This is a genomic window from Gloeomargarita sp., assembly GCF_053491055.1.
The window spans coordinates 14,303-31,509 of record NZ_JBRCEP010000021.1; the positions used below are offsets into that span (position 1 = coordinate 14,303).

14 protein-coding genes and 1 pseudogene are annotated in these 17,207 nt (G+C 56.5%); 2 read left to right on the forward strand and 13 right to left on the reverse strand.

The window, feature by feature from the left end; translation table 11 throughout:
* Positions 1-27: 27 nt before the first annotated feature.
* The 8 genes from ACWISF_RS02120 to pheA all read right to left on the reverse strand — a co-directional run bounded on the left by ACWISF_RS02120 (position 28) and on the right by pheA (position 8,552).
* On the reverse strand, positions 28-927 hold the full coding sequence (locus ACWISF_RS02120) for a DNA adenine methylase (protein ID WP_448379940.1): 900 nt from the start codon (positions 925-927) through the stop codon (positions 28-30).
* A gap of 95 nt (positions 928-1,022) precedes the next feature.
* On the reverse strand, positions 1,023-2,849 hold the full coding sequence (locus ACWISF_RS02125; RefSeq protein WP_448379941.1) for an NAD(P)H-quinone oxidoreductase subunit F: 1,827 nt from the start codon (positions 2,847-2,849) through the stop codon (positions 1,023-1,025).
* A gap of 60 nt (positions 2,850-2,909) precedes the next feature.
* Positions 2,910-3,890: a hypothetical protein gene (locus ACWISF_RS02130; protein WP_448379942.1), complete on the reverse strand. Its 981-nt coding sequence runs from the start codon at positions 3,888-3,890 to the stop codon at positions 2,910-2,912.
* A gap of 8 nt (positions 3,891-3,898) precedes the next feature.
* The gene (locus tag ACWISF_RS02135; protein ID WP_448379943.1) at positions 3,899-4,870 is read right to left on the reverse strand and encodes a hypothetical protein; all 972 of its coding nucleotides are present in this window, start codon (positions 4,868-4,870) and stop codon (positions 3,899-3,901) included.
* Positions 4,871-4,906: 36 nt separating this feature from the next.
* Positions 4,907-5,389 carry an MEKHLA domain-containing protein gene (locus tag ACWISF_RS02140; RefSeq protein ID WP_448379944.1) on the reverse strand — a complete coding sequence of 161 codons (483 nt, stop codon included), beginning with the start codon at positions 5,387-5,389 and terminating at the stop codon, positions 4,907-4,909.
* 4 nt (positions 5,390-5,393) lie between these two features.
* Positions 5,394-6,041, reverse strand: coding sequence for a uracil-DNA glycosylase (locus ACWISF_RS02145; protein WP_448379945.1), 648 nt, complete (start codon positions 6,039-6,041; stop codon positions 5,394-5,396).
* Positions 6,042-6,044: 3 nt separating this feature from the next.
* Positions 6,045-7,658: a mechanosensitive ion channel family protein gene (locus tag ACWISF_RS02150; protein WP_448379946.1), complete on the reverse strand. Its 1,614-nt coding sequence runs from the start codon at positions 7,656-7,658 to the stop codon at positions 6,045-6,047.
* 45 nt (positions 7,659-7,703) lie between these two features.
* Entirely contained in the window at positions 7,704-8,552 is an 849-nt protein-coding gene (gene pheA / locus ACWISF_RS02155) for a prephenate dehydratase (protein WP_448379947.1), read from the reverse strand.
* A 55-nt stretch (positions 8,553-8,607) separates the two neighbouring features.
* Between pheA and ACWISF_RS02160 the strand changes: the two genes are divergently transcribed.
* Complete coding sequence (locus ACWISF_RS02160) at positions 8,608-9,183, forward strand: DUF1997 domain-containing protein (RefSeq protein WP_448379948.1); 576 nt, start codon at positions 8,608-8,610, stop codon at positions 9,181-9,183.
* Here the strand turns inward: ACWISF_RS02160 and ACWISF_RS02165 are convergent.
* A complete protein-coding gene (locus ACWISF_RS02165) occupies positions 9,162-9,749 on the reverse strand; it encodes a ribonuclease HII (RefSeq protein ID WP_448379949.1) in 588 nt (195 codons plus the stop codon). The two genes, ACWISF_RS02160 and ACWISF_RS02165, sit on opposite strands and share 22 nt — an antisense overlap.
* 23 nt (positions 9,750-9,772) lie before the next feature.
* On the opposite strand from ACWISF_RS02165, the gene ACWISF_RS02170 reads away from it, so the two are divergent.
* Positions 9,773-10,396 (forward strand): DUF1997 domain-containing protein, encoded by a 624-nt coding sequence (locus ACWISF_RS02170; RefSeq protein ID WP_448379950.1) that lies wholly within the window; start codon positions 9,773-9,775, stop codon positions 10,394-10,396.
* Here ACWISF_RS02170 and ACWISF_RS02175 read toward each other — a convergent pair.
* From ACWISF_RS02175 to ACWISF_RS02190, 4 genes and pseudogenes are all read right to left on the reverse strand, one after another.
* On the reverse strand, positions 10,393-12,624 hold the full coding sequence (locus ACWISF_RS02175; protein ID WP_448379951.1) for a heavy metal translocating P-type ATPase: 2,232 nt from the start codon (positions 12,622-12,624) through the stop codon (positions 10,393-10,395). The genes ACWISF_RS02170 and ACWISF_RS02175 overlap by 4 nt on opposite strands.
* Before the next feature lie 703 nt (positions 12,625-13,327).
* Positions 13,328-14,734, reverse strand: coding sequence for a folate/biopterin family MFS transporter (locus tag ACWISF_RS02180; protein ID WP_448379952.1), 1,407 nt, complete (start codon positions 14,732-14,734; stop codon positions 13,328-13,330).
* A 305-nt stretch (positions 14,735-15,039) separates the two neighbouring features.
* Positions 15,040-15,477: pseudogene (locus tag ACWISF_RS02185) on the reverse strand (M23 family metallopeptidase); the annotation flags it as partial.
* Positions 15,478-16,720: 1,243 nt separating this feature from the next.
* On the reverse strand, positions 16,721-17,203 hold the full coding sequence (locus ACWISF_RS02190; RefSeq protein WP_448379976.1) for a tRNA (cytidine(34)-2'-O)-methyltransferase: 483 nt from the start codon (positions 17,201-17,203) through the stop codon (positions 16,721-16,723).
* Positions 17,204-17,207 lie beyond the last annotated feature (4 nt).

The window sequence follows — 17,207 nt, forward strand, 5'->3', positions numbered from 1 at the left end:
TGGGAGCGCAGGGAATTGCTCTATAAATTACGGCCAATAATTAACCACTAACAACTCACTAATTTTACCACGGCGTTCAGCGTTAGAATTGATGGCACGGGATGCCTTTAATTCAATGCAATGGAAATTTCGATAAAGATTTATCACCGATTCTGACCAGGAATTGCTCAACATCAATTTGCATCCACGGTCATTTAATATATGAAACACCTCTGCCAATTCTCTTTGTTGCTCTTGTCCGAATGGGTATTTTGTGTAGCCGGTAAAACTTGCCGTTTTTGAGAGAGGAACATAGGGTGGATCAAAGTAAATGAAATCCCCGGGTTCTGCCCAATTTAACACAGTTTGGAAGCTGGCACATATAACATCTGCACCCTGGAGAGCGTCGTGATTCCTCTGCAACTGTTCAGCAGAAAAAACCTTAGGGTCCTGATAGCTACCGATGGGCACATTAAACTTGCCAGAGCGATTGACGCGGTATAAGCCATTATAACAAGTTTTATTGAGGTAAATAAATCGAGCGGCCCGCTGAACCGGACTCAAATTGAGCGGGTCCAATTCCCGAATTTTATAATAATTTTCTCGACTGTGGCTTGCTTTTAACCGATTTAATTCATCCAGCAAAGCCGCTAAATTACTGCGGACATGAATATAGCAATTAATCAATTCTTCGTTAATATCTGATAACCTGGCCCCCTGAAATGAAATCCTGCCTTGGTCTTTGAGATGAAATAAATACCAATACACTGCTGCGCCGCCTAAAAAAGGTTCATGGTAATTGTTAAAACTTTTGGGAAATAAGGGCAACAATTGTGGTAAAAGCTGAGATTTTCCCCCCGCCCACTTCAAAAATGGCTGTGGTGGTGACTCCAGACCCATAGATGTATTAAATTCCAGCACCAACTGAGTTGCTAACGGCGTCATCATTGCATAACAAAACAATCAATAGTGATGTGGTTAATTATGGCATAACCTGAACCGAAAGCGGATTGAGTTGGTGGCGGTGCAACGCGCAAAACCACCTATTTCCAGACATTGAGAAACAGTAATCCGACCATCAAAACGCCGAGCACAACCGTCAACACATAGAGTTGCGACCGACCACTAACGCTATATTTCAGCACTTGCCCACTCAAAAGGGTTGAGACCCCCACCAAATTCACCAAACCATCCACCACATAGCGGTCCAGCCAGGCCGTCAGGCGAGACATCTGCCGCACCCACTGCACCACCGTCGCCTGGTACACCCGCTCGATGTAGAAATCATAGGCCAAAAAATCCTGACCAAACCGCCACAACGGCTGCGTCGAACGTGAGCCCCGCCGTTGGAGCGTCACCGTAGCCCCTACCATACACCCCAACCCCCCGCTGGCGATCATCAGCAAAACCTCCCCCCGCTGCCACTTACCCCAGACCACCGCCGGCTGCCAATTCTTCAATAACACAGGTATTAACAGCGTAAGAATAATCATGGCCACCATCGGTACGGCCATCGGCCAAGCCACCTCCGGCGTGCGGCGGGTTTTGGGCTGGATACTCCCCAAAAAAACCAAGCGAAACACGCGCGTAAGGTTCAAAGCACTCAGAAAATTCACCGTTAACACCAGGGCCAAAACCCAGCCGGGCATGGTCGCAAACCAGCGGCAAAACACCCAAAACATTCCCAACGGAAATAGACCGATCAGCCCCAAAGCACCCAGGACAAAACTGGTAGTGGTTACCGGCAAGCGCCGCCATATTCCCCCCATTTCCGTAATATCTTGACTGGAAGTGGTCAAAATAATGCCGCCAGCACTCATAAATAAAAGCGCTTTTGCCATCGCATGGGCAAACAGCAACAATAAAGCCACTTCCTGCTCGTGCAAACCGACAGCGACAAATACCAATCCCAAATAAGCGCTTGTGGAATGGGAAAGGGCACGTTTAATATCAATCTGGGCAATTGCCATCAACGACGTGCCCACCGCCGTCACCGTCCCCAAAATGACCAAAGTATCCAAAGCCAAGGGCGAACGGGCCAACACCGGCTCCAGTTTAATTAACACATACGCACCCGCCGACACCACAATTGAATTCCGCAAAATGGAAGCTGGGCTAGGGGCTTCCATCGCCTCATCCAACCACAAATGCAAAGGGAACTGGGCGCATTTCCCCGTTGGACCAGCAATCAAGGCCAAACCCAACCACCCCCAAACCGACGGCGATAGGGTTGCCGTTGCCGCCCATTGCTTGATTTCTGTAAACGTCAAACCCGCTCCCAACGCAGAAAGAGACACCACCCCCATGAGAAACAAAACATCCCCAATTCGCTTGGTTAAAAATGCGTCCCGCGCTGCCGTAACTACAAGCGGTTGGGCGTACCAAAAACCCACCAACAAATAGGTAGATAGGGTGAGTATTTCCAGTAACATATAGCTCAAAAATAGGGAATCACTCAGGGCAATCCCTCCCAGCGCCGCTTCAAAAAATCCCATCAATCCATAAAAGCGCGCCAATGACCAATCCTTTTCCATATATCCCAAAGCGAAAATTTGCGCCAGTAAGGTGAGGGTGGTCACAGTTTCTAACGCCAGCAAACTTTGGGGGGATAAGTTCAACGCAAACGTTAAATCTAAATCTGCCACCTGCAACCAATGAAACATCAATTCCTGGGGCGGGCGCGTACCCCACAGCACCAATGCCCACGTCCCATGCACAAAAGCCAAAGCAGACGCCAAAATATTCAAATAAGCGGCTGGCCGTGACCCCGTGCGCCGAATCAACCCCAACGACCAGGGCAACGTCCCTATCGCTCCCAGCAAGCCATAGAAGGGAATCAACCAAGCCGTAGCCAAAATCCCTTGATTCATCAGGTGTTCCCAGGTTACAGCGATTTTTTATTCTGCCATGATGTCGCAGTTCTGACTAGGTTACCAATAACAACCCCCCTCAACCGCCTGAAAATTGCTAGGAACTTCTAAGGGATTAGGACGCACCCAATGGTCATTAAAGAATTGCTGAAAAAAGGGGTTATCATCCCAACGCTTGCCCCGAATGCCAAATAAAATTTGGGTTGCTCCCCCCAAATGGACGGCCTTTTTGCCTAGGCGTTTGACATGGGCCGCCAAGGGCAATCCATAGGCCCCTGCCCCGATAATCGCAATATCAAATTCAATCCGAGCAATTTCATCACACATCCACGCCAAAGCAGCAAACCAATCGGGAAACCCACATTCATTCCCGGCAATGGACTGCACCGATTTGAAAGTTTTGAGGGTAAATTCCGGCAAAACTTTGGGGTTTTGAAAGAGTAACTCCCGCTTTTGGTATTGCTTTTGAATCGTCTCCGCAAAAGGATGCACAACTAATACAGTTTTACCGGCTAAGACTTCTGACCAGGGGTGTTGGTGATAATAGGGTTCCAAATCCTGTAGTCTCACCGTAATGACTTGGGGCATTTGCTCTCGCAAAAATTGCTCTTCCGGCAACCACGAACCCAGAATATCAATTTCCTGAATATCCCGCAACATCTGCTCACAAAAACGCTCTAAATACTTCGGTTCAGCCGGGAAAAATCCTGCATTATAGCGCATCTTTTTTTGGATATGCTCATCCCACCAAAACGGGCGTTGTTTACCCTGGATATAAGCCAAACTTTTGTGCAGAAAAAACCGGGATTTTTGGTGGATGCTGCGGTGGTACATTAACGCTGCCAGTTCCACGCCACCCAACCGGGCAATCATACAGGGTTCTGGACAAGTAATTCGGGTATAAATCACATCGCTCGCTGCTTGCCCAGCATAGTCCACAGCGGGTAAAGGTTGTGGATTGTGCCGCCGAATCAAGCGTTTTCCCCACCCATAAAGACGACGGCTGGTATTCAGCATAGAAATCACCGCAGGATGTACCATGGCAATTGCTACCAATAGGCTTTTACACGGTCAATTTTGGGGGGAATTTCCTGCGGCGATGGTCGCACCCAATGCTCATTGTATAGCTGCTGAAAAAAGGGCATTTGGTCCCAACGTCCACCCTTGATGCCAAAGAGAATCTGGGTAGGGCCGCCCAAATGGACGGCCTTTTTCCCTAGGCGTTTGACATGGGCCGCCAAGGGCAATCCATAGGCCCCTGCCCCGATAATCGCAATATCAAATTCAATCCGAGCAATTTCATCACACATCCACGCCAAGGCAGCAAACCAATCGGGAAACCCACATTCATTCCCGGCAATGGACTGCACCGATTTGAAAGCTTTGAGGGTAAATTCCGGCAAAACTTTGGGGTTTTGAAAGAGTAACTCCCGCTTTTGGTATTGCTTTTGAATCGTCTCCACAAAAGGATGCACAACCAATACAGTTTTACCGGCTAAGACTTCTGACCAGGGGTGTTGGTGATAATAGGGTTCCAAATCCTGAAAACTGATGAATTTGGCCTGGGTCAATAAATGCCGAATCTGCCGTACATAACCATCCTGTTTCCCTTCCCAAAAAGCCAGAACATCGATAAGCTGCATATCCTGGAGCATCCGTTCGGCAAAACGTTCCAAATACTCAGGCGTTGCCGGGAAAAATCCCGCATCAATTCGCATGGCTTCCTGGGCGCTGGCATCCCACCAAAAATGTAGGATTTTTCCTTGAATATAACGCCAGGATTTTTCTCCCCAATACTCAGCAGCCCGGCGGCGATGATAGGCGCGCAATGTCGCATTTAACTCCACATTGCCAAAACGACAAATGAGACAAGGGGCAGCCGATTCTAGGTTTTTTTTGATGCAATCGCTGCCTGCCTGACCCGAATAATCCACTTGGATTGGCGCCGGAGAAGGTAAGGGCAACAGCCCATACAGCCGCCGCAGCAATTTGAGGATTTTGATCGTCAACGGTGCTGGCAAGGATGGGTTTCCTTTAGGGCGATTCTTGGAACCCGATTATAAACCAGGTGCTGGCGCATCTAACCAATCCCATGCGGTAAACATGGCCGCCTGTCCGTGTAGGTTCCCTTGGGCATCTACCACATTCCATAAAATGGCATCGCGAATGAAAAATTTACGACCACGACGGGTGATGCGGATGCCCTGGTAGTTGTTTGCCCAACCCTTTTGCTTCACCTGCTGCAAAAAATGCTGGCGTTCGGGTTGCCTATCAGGTTCTGCCGAGTAGCGCGATGGCAGACCAATGAATTGATCCCAAGTGGTTTCCCATAAATCCAAAGCCCTTTGATTGGCATAGTTAAACCGGGGATCAGGTTGCGTGTCATGGGATAAAACTACCCTTGGGCTGTAAAATAAAGCCGCTGCCAATGAAGTAAATTGGCCCATTTCAGGGACCAAGGTTTGCCCTGTCCAATGCGCGAAACTGGCACACAAAAGGGCGCTGTGTGCTTCTATCCACGCCTGCTGCCAGGGGTACATCCCTTCACCCTTGGGTCAAGGCATCCAATTTGGCGCGCACAGCCTGAATGTCCTGCCACATTAGCCATTTGGGGCTACCCACCTCCCGCGATGGGTTCCGCAGCAAATAAGCAGGATGCAGCACGGGCATACAGGCGTACCCCTGCCAGGTAAACCATTGCCCGCGAATTTTGGTAATGCCCCGTTTCTCGCCCAAAATCGCCTGCACCGCCACCGCCCCGGCCAGGAGAATGATTTTGGGGTTCACCAAACGGATTTGCTCCAAAAGGTAGGGTTTGCAGGCGGCCACCTCCTCCGGTTCCGGGTTGCGGTTGCCCGGCGGACGACATTTGACCACATTGCAGATGTACACATCCCGCTCCGCGTCCAAATGGACAGAAGCGAGGATTTTGTCCAGCAATTGCCCCGCCCGCCCCACAAACGGCAAGCCGGTTTCGTCCTCCTGCTGCCCTGGCCCCTCGCCAATCACCATCAGGGGCGCCTGGGGATTGCCCCGACTGACGACCACATGGGTACGGGTGGCCGCTAACCCACACTTGTGACAGCTTTGACAGGCCGCCGTGAGTTCCGCCAGGGTGGCATAAGCCCCGGCAGGTGGAGATTCGGGGGCAGAGGGAGCCGCCAATTGAAATAAATTCATCTGCTCGGCCATCGCTCAACCCAGTTCTGCGGGGTTATTCCATTCCTTTTGCCCCTTGGCAGGCGAACCGGCGGTTTTCGCCCACTGTTGCACCACCTGCTCCAACGCGGGCACATGCACATCCCGTTGGGGGAAGGGAATTTTGATATTATATTTCGCCAAACTCTCGACCACTCGGTAGTACAGGTCGCTTTTGATCCGATACTGCTCGCGGGGTTCACAAATCCACACCAGCAGGTCGAACATCATGGCGCTCTCGCCGAAATTCACCAGCCACACCTGGGGCGCCGGATTGGCCAACACATCAGGGTGACGCCGCGCCGCCTCCAGCAAGGCCGTCCGCACCGTTTCCACCGGCGAACCATAGGCCACCCCCACCGGCAGATGCAACCGAGACACGGGATTGCCCAAACTCCAGTTGATCACCTGGTTATCGACAAACCGGGAATTGGGCACGATAATCGACACCCGGTCCAAGGTGCGAATTTCCGTCGTGCGGGTGCCGATACGCTCTACCGTCCCCTGCAAATCCCCCACATTGATAAAATCCCCCACCTGAATCGGGCGCTCCAGGGTGATGATTAAACCGCTGACAAAATTATTGGCCGTATTTTGCAACCCAAACCCGATCCCTACCCCCAGCACACTCGCCAGCAGCGTCAGGGAACTCACGTCCAAACCCCAGATTTGCAACAGGACAATCGAACCCAGCAACACCAGGGCATAGCGGGTAAAGACCGCCACCAGCTCCCGCACCCGCTGATCCGCCCCAGCAATTTGCAACACCCGGGATTTAAGCACCCCTGCGACCGCCCCTGAGCCAACCCACAGCACCACAAACAAAGTCACCAACACCAACACATCCAACAGGGAATAGCCCCGGTTTCCCAAGCTGACAATCGGTGTGGTCAACCCCACCACCAACGCCCGGAACAGGAAATAGCGGATGCTCCGAATCAGGGGAAATAAATCGGTGGTGTATAGGAATACCGCCAGCCAGAGGCCAGTTTGCATCCCCACACAGGCCATCTGGGTCACCAGACGCAAGGTGCCCTCCAAGTGGGGCGCCGTCGTATGCACCATGCGCGTCAACGCCCGCACCGACCACCGCCGCAGCCCCCCCAACCCCAGATGCCCCAGTAAGGCCATGACCAGGGTAACCGCCGCAAAGACCAACGCCTGGGAACGGTAGCTGGGGGTGCGCTCCTGCAGCGCCACGGTCAAGGCCCGGTCAATTTCCCGCTTCCACAATTCCGCCTGCACCTGGGGGCTGCGTTCCCCCCGCACGTCCGCGCTGGTGACCGTCAACAGATGCTGGTCATTCAACCGCAGGGTCATTTGGCCGGTGATGGGGTCAGGCACAATCGTCACCATCGAGACCCGCTGGGGGTCGGCCTGCCGCCTTTGAATTTCCTCGGCCAACAACTGGTTGACCGTATCCGCCCGTTCCACCCCTGTCAGGTTGCCCGAATCCCGCACATCAAACAAAGGACGGCCATCCACCACCACTGCCGCCGCCTTGCGCGAGAGCCATTGGGGAATCGGACGCGGTTGGGCCAAGCCAGGCAGACTGCTTAGCAACCACCACAAGACAACTAGGGCAATCAACCCACTCCACCAGCGACGCATAGCCTTCCCGCTTGCCATTGCTGCCCCAATTAGTTCCAGTGTAACTTACTCTCCAGGAGCCGCCGGTATCGCCACCGGGGCAATCGCATAACTTCCGTAGTTACGCAAACAACTGGTTTCCCGGGCGAGGGCCGCCAACGCTTGGGCAATTTGGGGCTGGCTCTGGGCGCCCTCCAAATCCACCGAAAAAAAGTACTCCCCCAAGCAACGGCGGGTGGGCCGGGATTCAATACGGCTCAGGTTGATCCCCGCCTGGGCAAAATGGGCCAACGCCCGCACCAAGGCGCCCGGCTTATTCTCTGGCACACTAAACGCCAGGGTGGTGTGGCTCCCCTGCGCTTGGGGCTGGCTGCCAATGACCCAAAACCGGGTGAGATTTTCCGCCGCCAAATCCCTTGCCAGAATGGGTAAACCCGCCAACTGGGCCGCCCGCGGTGAAGCAATTGCCGCCGCCTGTGGCTCCTGCTGCACGTACTGCACGGCTTCGCTCGTCGAACGGGTGGGCAACCAGGGCACATGGGGTAGGTGGTCCTCCAGCCAGTACTGGCATTGCCCCAGGGCTTGGGGATGGGAATACACCCGTTGAATCTGCCTAAGGTCCGGGCAACGGCTAATCAGCACATGGGCAATGGGCAAAATTAACCCCTGTTGAATGTACAAATCCGGCAACCGCCACAGCAAATCCAACGTGACCGTCACACTCCCTTCCAAGGAATTTTCCACCGGCACGACCCCGTAGTCCGCCTCCCCTTGCGCCACACTGTGCAAGACCTGGGCGATGGTACTGGTGGGCAACCAACGGGGCTGCTCCCAGCGGGCGCCAAACTGGTGGGCCACGGTTTCGCTGTGGGTGCCTGCCGGACCAAGGTAGGCAATCCGGGGATCAGCAAACATATGGAGGGGGACGCCTCAGTGTTAAGATAATTTACAACGTCAGTCTAGGTGTTCCATGTTGGTGCACTTTGCGGCTCAGGAATCCGTGACCGTGCCCGTGCCGCGCCAGCCTATTCCTATTGAACACTACCTGCGCCAACCCCGGCGATTGGTGTACGCGATTGCCGACCCCCAGCAGATAGAAGTTTTGTCCGACCAGGTGTATCGGCTGAAGATGCGCCCCCGCACGTTTTTTTCCTTTACCATTCAGCCGGTGGTGGATATGCGGGTGTGGACCGAACCGTCAAACGTGGTGCGGGTGCAGTCGGTCGGCTGCGAAATTCGGGGGGTGCCCTACATTGACCGGCGGTTTCGTCTGAATTTAACCGGTACGTTACAGGCGGTGCGTTCGTCCCGTGCCTCGTCTTTGGTGGGACAAGCCAACTTGCAAGTGGAGGTGGACGTGCCCCCGCCGTTGAACCTGATGCCGAAGATGATTGTGGAAGCTGCCGGGGATAGCCTGCTGAGCAGTGTGTTGGGGCTCATCAAACAGCAATTGACCCGCCAGTTGATCACCGATTACCAGCAATGGGTCGCCAGCACCACCCAGGGGGAGGCCAACCCCCAGGGTCATTTGGTTTGGGAAACCTGACAGGGCCGAAAGGACAGGCGATGGATGCTGCTGGGTCCGTAGCGTTGTAGGGCCAGGCGATGGGTGCGTGTGCCATACCCTTTGTTGCGGGCCAGATCGTAAACGGGGTAGGTCGGCGCCAGTTGCCTTACATATTCATCCCGCCACACCTTGGCCAAGACACTGGCCGCGGCAATGCTGATTTCCCTGGCATCCCCGTCAATCACCGTTTTTTGGGGGTAGGGTAGGTCGGGAATGGCCTGGTTGCCGTCCACCAGACAGAGATCGGGGGGAATGGGCAGGGCAAGAATGGCGCGGCGCATGGCCAGCAAGGTGGCCTGCCGAATATTATAAGTATCGATTTCCCAGGGTTCGGCCCAGGCAATCTGCCACCCCAGGGCGACCGCTTGGATGCGGGGCACCCAGGCTTGCCGTTGCCGGGGGGTCAACTGTTTGCTGTCGCGCAGGCCCCAGCGCTGCAATTGCGCTTTCCCCGCCGCATCCAGGACAACGGCGGCGCTGACAACGGGGCCACAAAGCGCACCCCGTCCCACTTCATCCACACCCAATTCCCGGTGGGTTAGCATGGGCACAGCCCGGCATCGCGTCTATGGCTGAGTTTACCCCCTTCCAAAGCAGCTTTAGCGACTGTATGCCCATGTACGCCCCGGCGCAACAGGTGGCGGACTACTTGGATCGCCACCAGCACTGGTTTCGCCGCTGCGCCCAGCCGATGCAGGTGGAACCGATTGGGGAAACCGGCTATGCCCTGGTATTGGGGCGGTTTGGCGCGCTCGGTTATGAATTGGAACCCCGCATTGGCTTGGATTTGCTCCCGGCGGAAGGACGCACCTACCGCATCCGTACCGTGCCCGTGCCCGGATTTACCCCAGAGGAGTACGAGGTGGATTTCCAGGCCAGTTTGACCTTGGTGGAAGTCCCCCTACCTGCCGACTTGGCTGCCGAATTACCCCATTTGACCGTGATGACCCGGGTGGAATGGCATTTGGATTTGGGAGTGGCCGTGCGCTTTCCCCGCTTTATCAAGGTACTGCCGGAACCGTTGATCCGACGCACGGGAGATCGCGTGCTGTGTCAGGTGGTTCGGCAAGTCTCCCGCCGCTTGACCCGCCGGGTGCAAGAAGATTTTCACTGCAGTCAGGGACTGCCCCTGCCCAAGCCCATGCGGCAATTCCGCTGGTGGCGTCACCACCCCAACCAACAACGCCGTTAACAGGAACGGGTTGGTTTGTCAAGGCCTTGGGGATAGGGTGCAGGCGGACGCAGCGTTAAGGAATTGAGAATCACACCCAGGGAACTGCCTGCCATCAACGCCGCCGCCCAGGTAGGGGTCAAGGCCCAACCCCAGGGGAGAAACACCCCCGCCGCCAGGGGAATGGCGACCAGATTGTAGAAAAAGGCCCAAGCCAGGTTTTGGTAAATCTTTGCCAAAGTGCGCTGGCTCAAGCGCAAAGCCGCCAGCACATCCCGCAGGTCGTTGTGGATTAAAACAATGCCCGCACTTTCTAAGGCCACCTGCGTTCCTTGCGCCATGGCAATCCCCACCTGCGCTGCCATCAACGCCGGCGCATCGTTACTGCCATCGCCCACTACGGCCACCTGCCAACCTTGCTGTTGCCACCGGTTCACCCATTGCACCTTATCCGCCGGGAAGAGTCCCCCTTTAACCTGATCCGACCGTAACCCCAGGGTTTGCGCCAGATAATGCACCACCTCCGGGCGGTCCCCGCTGAGTACCCGCACCTGCACCCCCTGTTCCTGCAACGCCTGCACCACCTCGGCAGCCTCCGGGCGCACCGGGTCCCGCAACAGCAGGGCCCCCACCCCTTCACCGGCCACCTGCAACGCCACCAACGTTTGCCCGGGCGTCAATTCCAGAGGCAATGCCTGGTCCTGCGGCCAACGCCCCAACACCACCGGATACCCCTCCACCGTTGCCGTCACACCCACCCCCGGCACAGATTGAATGTCGGTAATCTGCCAGGTGCGGTTCACCGCAGGCGCCCCCTGCCGAATCCCCACCGCCAAGGGATGGGGACTGCCCCATTCCAACTGGGCGGCCAACTGCCAGAGTTCTGCCTCGCTGGTCACCAACGGATGGGGCGTCAGCAATTTCACCTGCTCCACCCGCGGCTGGCCTTGGGTCAACGTCCCCGTTTTGTCAAACACCAGGCAGTTGATTCCCGCCACCTGCTCGAGGATGTCCCCGCCTCGGATCAGCAGCCCCCGCTGCGCCCCGCGCGTCAAGCCCACCCAAATCGCCATCGGCGTTGCCAACCCCAGGGCACAGGGGCAGGCCACCACCAGCACCGCCGTCACCCGATGCACCGCCACCAGCCAGGGATGGGCGATATCCGGCCACCACAAAGGCGCTGCAACACCCCAAAACAGCAGGGTCAGCCCCGCCACCCCCATCACCACATAGGTAAACCATCCCGCCACCCGGTCGGCAATCCCCTGTACCGCTGCCTTGCGGGCTTGGGCCGTCAGGACAAGCTGAATAATCTGGCCCAAACGGGTCGCCCCCCCGGTTGCCGTCACCGTCACCGTCACCGCATCGCCCACATTCACCGTACCGCTATAGACGGGATCACCGGGTTTGCGGGTCACCGGCAGGGATTCCCCCGTCAAGGTCGCCTGGTCCACCAGCGTTGTCCCCTCCTGGACGACCCCATCTACCGGGAACGTTTCCCCCGCTTCTACCCGCACCTGCTGCCCCACCTGCACCTGAACCAGCGGCACCATTTCCCACACCCCCTGGGGCGAAAGCCAGCGTGCCATCGGCGGTTGCAGCGCCACCAACCCCTGTAACGCCCGTCCCGCCCATGCCCGCGCCCGCAATTCCAACGTCTGCCCCACCCGCATCAGGGCAACCACCATCACCACCTCGAAAAAAAACCGGTCCCACCCCAACGGGGGCCACAGCCACGCCGCCGTACTGCCAAGGTAGGCCACCAAAACGCCCAACCCCACCAGCGTGTACATGGTCGGCGCTCCACTGCGCCAACTTTGCCACCCAGATCGCAACATTTCCCACCCCGGCGCCAACAGGGTCACCGTTGCCAGGAGCCATTCTGTCAGCGGGTGATGCAACCACGGCCAATGGTGATGCCCCCCTGGGACATGCCCCAGCCCTGCCATCAGCAACAATCCCACCGCCAGCGCCAACTGCCAGCCCGACCGCTGGGCAGACCACCCAGGGCTGTCCCACAGACGATGGGGTTGACTGGGAAACCCCTTTTGGGTGAGAAATTGCGCCAGTTTTTCCGGGATGACCTGAGTCGCATCTGCCAGAACCTGCGCTTGCCGGGTCGCCAAATTGACTGTCACCGCCAGCACCCCCGGATAGGACTGCAGATGTTTTTCGATGGCCCGCACACAACCGCCGCACTTCATCCCCTGGACATCAAGGACAATGTGCTGCGTCTCTGGAACCCTCATTGTGACAGTCATGGTGACGGGGAAAGCATATTGCGCTACAGATATGATACAAAATCAAATTGATGTTATGAGATTAAAACAAAAAATTTCTTGAGTGATAAATGTATCGCAAACCAGCAGTGTTGAACTCTTCAACAAAAGTTTATGAATTAAGTCAGGCAATAAAATGATGGATGAGAAAATTTTTGTTATATAGCTAGGTAGGTTAAGGTTGTTGCCTTAAGATTCACGGCTACGCCATTGTGGGGTTACGCCCAGCGACCCATATCATGTCAACCTTTGTATGCTTAGCTATAGAAGAGCAGTCGTGTTGAATTCTGCCACAAAAGTTCCTAAATTCGAGTCAGGCAAAGTGCTCAATGAGAAAACCTTTTGTTATATATAGCTAGGTAGGTTAAGGTTGTCGCCTTAAGATTCACGGCTACGCCATTGTGGGGCTACGCCCAGCGGCCTATGTCATGTCAACCTTTGCATGCTTAGCTATAGTCATTTCCAACACGTTTGCGACCTTCACCTTTACCTGTAAACCCTTTCTTGGAAGGGGATACAGTGATGACCGGTACCTCAACGTGTGGCATTTGCTGATGCAGATTTTGGCCCAAACCCGCAAAGTCCTAAAATTGATAAACGCAATCACTCACTGAGAATCTCAGCCCACCGCGCAAAAAAGAAATCGTCTTGTGACTTGCAGCCCAGACAGAAATTAAGATTCCACCTCCACCGCCTCGAAATGTAATCCTGGTGCTAAATCCCCCAACACAACGGCATCGGGAACGACCGCAGGCGGCAAATTCATCCCCGGCGTACTGCTGGCCGTATGTTCCGGCAACCAATGGAGCAGCGGCAACGGCAACAGGTTACTCAGATTGGTCAGGGTAATCAACAGCCACAGCCGGTCAAACTGGGTTTCGGTAATGCCCAGCAGATGGGTCAACAACGCCCCCAATTCGTGCGCCACCCCCCCCGCCAGATTCAGCACCGACATCAGCAGGGCAAACAAAGTGGCCTCAATCCCCGGCGGACACAGACGCGCCGCCAACACCAACACCGGCATAAACGCCAATTCCCCCATCACCGTCAAAATCGCACTGTCTCCGAGGCTAAACCAGCGGTCGGGAATCCCCAACAGGCGATTGGTGTGGGTCACCAACAGCAAACTGGTCAAACCCAAGCCACTAGAGAGCACCGTCGTCCACAACAACATGCGGCGGATCGGCACCTCCCGCAAATACCGCTGAAACACCCACACCCCCACCAAGGCCGCCACACTGGTTACCAGCCGCACCCGCCCCAAAAATTCCGGCGGAAATTGCAATTCATTCGTCACAAAAAAGAAAAATGCCGTATCCGCCGTAGGCGTCGCCTGCCAGAGAAACAAAAAGACCGTCGGCAGTAAAATCGCCCGCTGGTTCATCGCCTGCCACACCTGCCGCACCTGGGACACCAGACCTGCCGTGACCCCCCGCCGGTTCCGCACTGGCTGCTCGTGCACCCCCAACGCCCCCAGACTCACCAGCACCGGAAAGAGCGCCGTAATCCCAAACACCGCCCGCGTACCCAAATGCTCCAGCAATGCCCCGCTGAAATAGGCCGTCACCAGCCCGCCCACCGCGCTGGTTCCCCAACACAGGGATTGCAGCGAACCCGTCTGGCTTTGCGTCGCCCCCCGCACCCGCTCCACCACCAACGAATCCGCAATCACATCCCCCATCGCCGTCGCCAAAGAAGCCAGCGTCATCGCCACCACCGCCTGCCAGGGACGGTGCACGCCAAGCGCCAGCCAGCCCCAAGCCGCCGCCCCCAACACTCCCGACAGGAGCAGATAGGAACGTCGGCGGTAGCCCCACAGGGGCAGGCCATCGGCCATAAACCCAAAGAGCGGTTTGACCATCCAAGGCAGCGCCGCAATCCCGGTCAACGCCGCCACCATCGCCGGCGACAACCCCAATTCATCCTTGAGGAAAAAACTCACCGCCAGGCGGGCCAGGCCGATCACCCCCTGGACAAAATACACCAGCAAAATACTCAGCAATTCCGGGGTCGGCTCCCAACCCAACAACACCCGGCGCTGGAGCCAGGTCTGCCAAGGGGAAACAAGCGTTGTGGACATGGCACCTCCCGTGGCGCAGAGCAATCGTCAACAAGGGTAAATTTATATTACGAATGCTTCAGATTGTAAGCATTTTAGCGCCCTTTGCCAGGTGGGGATAGCCCCTACCTTGCCCAACCTAGCCGCCCCGGCAGGAGCCATGCCGCTACGTGACACTCCCACCGCCTAAAGCCGGGGGATGCTTAGTCCACAAACGGACGCGCAAAGGCGTTGTCAAGACGCCCCTACACGGTTCCTTAAGGTTCTGCTTACTTTCCCGTATTAAAGTAGGGGGGCTACCAAGCAATCCTGCGGTGCAGTGACGCTTAACGCCGTGCTGGCAGGAACGCCAGCGGATTGACCGGCCCCTGGCCCCGTTTACGGATTTCAAAATGGACGTGCGGCCCCGTGCTAAAGCCGGTGCTGCCCATTTCCGCAATCAGTTGCCCCTGTTCCACCTGTTGGTTTTCCCGCACCAGGATGCGGCTGTTGTGGGCGTAGTAGGTGATACTGCCGTTGTCATGCCAGATTTTTACCAGGTTGCCGTAGCCACCGGAATTCCAACCGGCAAAAATCACTGTCCCTGCTGCTGCGGCCACCACCGGCGTTCCCACAGGCCCAGCAATGTCAATCCCCTGGTGCATCCGTCCCCAGCGGGGGCCAAACCCAGAGGTCAGCACCCCGCGCGCCGGCCAGATGTAGCCCTTGAAGAAGGTGGGGTCCTTGGGCAAAAAGGTCTCTGCGTCCCCCAGCGGCGGCAAACTTAACGCCTGCATGGCGCCATAAGCGCCCTCGCCCAAAACCGGCGGAAACACCTGGGGCAAAATCGCCGCCAAATCCTGCACGCTGGTCTGGCGTCGCAGTTGGTCCGTGTTCACCTGGGGCGCAGGCCGCAATTCCCCCAGGGCGTCCGTCCCCAGCAGGGGATTCACCTGGGGCGGTTTCACCGCAGGCAACCGCGGCGCGGTCAACCGTGTCAACACCTGGGGAACAGGACGTGGCGCCAAGTTACGCACGGGGCTATCGCTGGCTCCTGGCACCTGGAGGATTTGCCCCACCGCCAGGAAATCCGGGTCGGCCAACCGATTCAGACGCACCAATTCACCCAACGACACCCCAAACCGGCGGGCAATCCCCGTCAAGGTGTCCCCCGGTTGCACCCGATAGGTTGTCGTCGGCGTCGACGGCAGTACCTCCTGTGCCCCATGCGCAACCAACGTCGGCGGCGCCATCATGGCCATCGCATCCGCCGGTAAACGACCTTCCCGGAGCAAGGCCTGTTGCCGCACCCGCGCCAACAAATTTTCCACCCGCTTGGGGGCGGCCTCCGGCGAACGCGGGGGAATTTTCAACACCTGCCCCACCGCCAACACCGCATCCGGGCGCAACCCATTGGCCTGGGCAATAGCTTCTACCGTCACCTGGTACAGATGGGCCAACTGCCACAGGGTTTCCCCCGCCTGCACCCGGTGTTCCACCACCAGGCCGTCGGCCATCTCAGCCACCACCGTTTCCGCCGGGGTAGCCCCCACCTCTGCCGCTGGGGTGGTGGCCATCGCCATCCCCGAACCCACACTCGCCAAAGCCCCTACTGCCGCCAGCCCCGTCATCACCGTGGGCCTAGCCGCGAGACGGGGGGAACCGCCCGAAACCGTAGCCGTGAACCGTTGCGAAACCTGTACGGGTTGCCAAACCAAACTGGCGAAATCATGCTGTTGCACGAGCCACCTCCTGTCAACGGGTGTGAGGAAAACACAAGGAGCGAACCTGTCTAGGGCTTGCTGCGTGCCGGTGATTACCCAACACCCGCATCACCCCTCAACCACGCATCGCAGACCCGGAACCATATCCAAGCTGCTCTAGTCCAGTATTTAGCCGCGCCCCCCCAGCCGGGGTAAAGCCCTGATGATAAATCGTTATGACTGCAAAGGGCGATCCTACCGTCCTCACCGGAAAAAATAATTAATTAAAACTTATATGTATTCCCGAAAACACACTCAATGTCCCCTATTGTGCTAATTGTCGCCGGGCTTCAAACAGGGCAACGGCCACACTCACGGACAGGTTCAGACTCCGCACCCTAGCTTCCACCATGGGGATAAATAATTGTGCATGACAGGCCTGGAGGCAAACCTCCGGCAGCCCCGTGGTTTCGCTGCCAAAAAACAGCCAATCTCCCGGTTGAAAGGCAAAGTCCCACAGGCAGACCTGCCCGCGCGGACTGAAGGCCAACCAGCGGCCCAGGGACTGAGTATGAGTGCAGATAAACTCGGACCAATCGGTGTAAACGCGCCAGATCACATAGGGCCAGTAATCCAGGCCCGCCCGTTTCAAATAGCGGTCGCTCAGTTCAAATCCCAGGGGGCCAATCAGATGTAATGGTGTTCGGGTTGCAGCACAGGTGCGGGCGATATTGCCGGTGTTGGGGGGGATTTGCGGCTGCACCAGCACGACATGGAGCGGAAAATCGCTAGGACAAAAGTCGTACATGCCA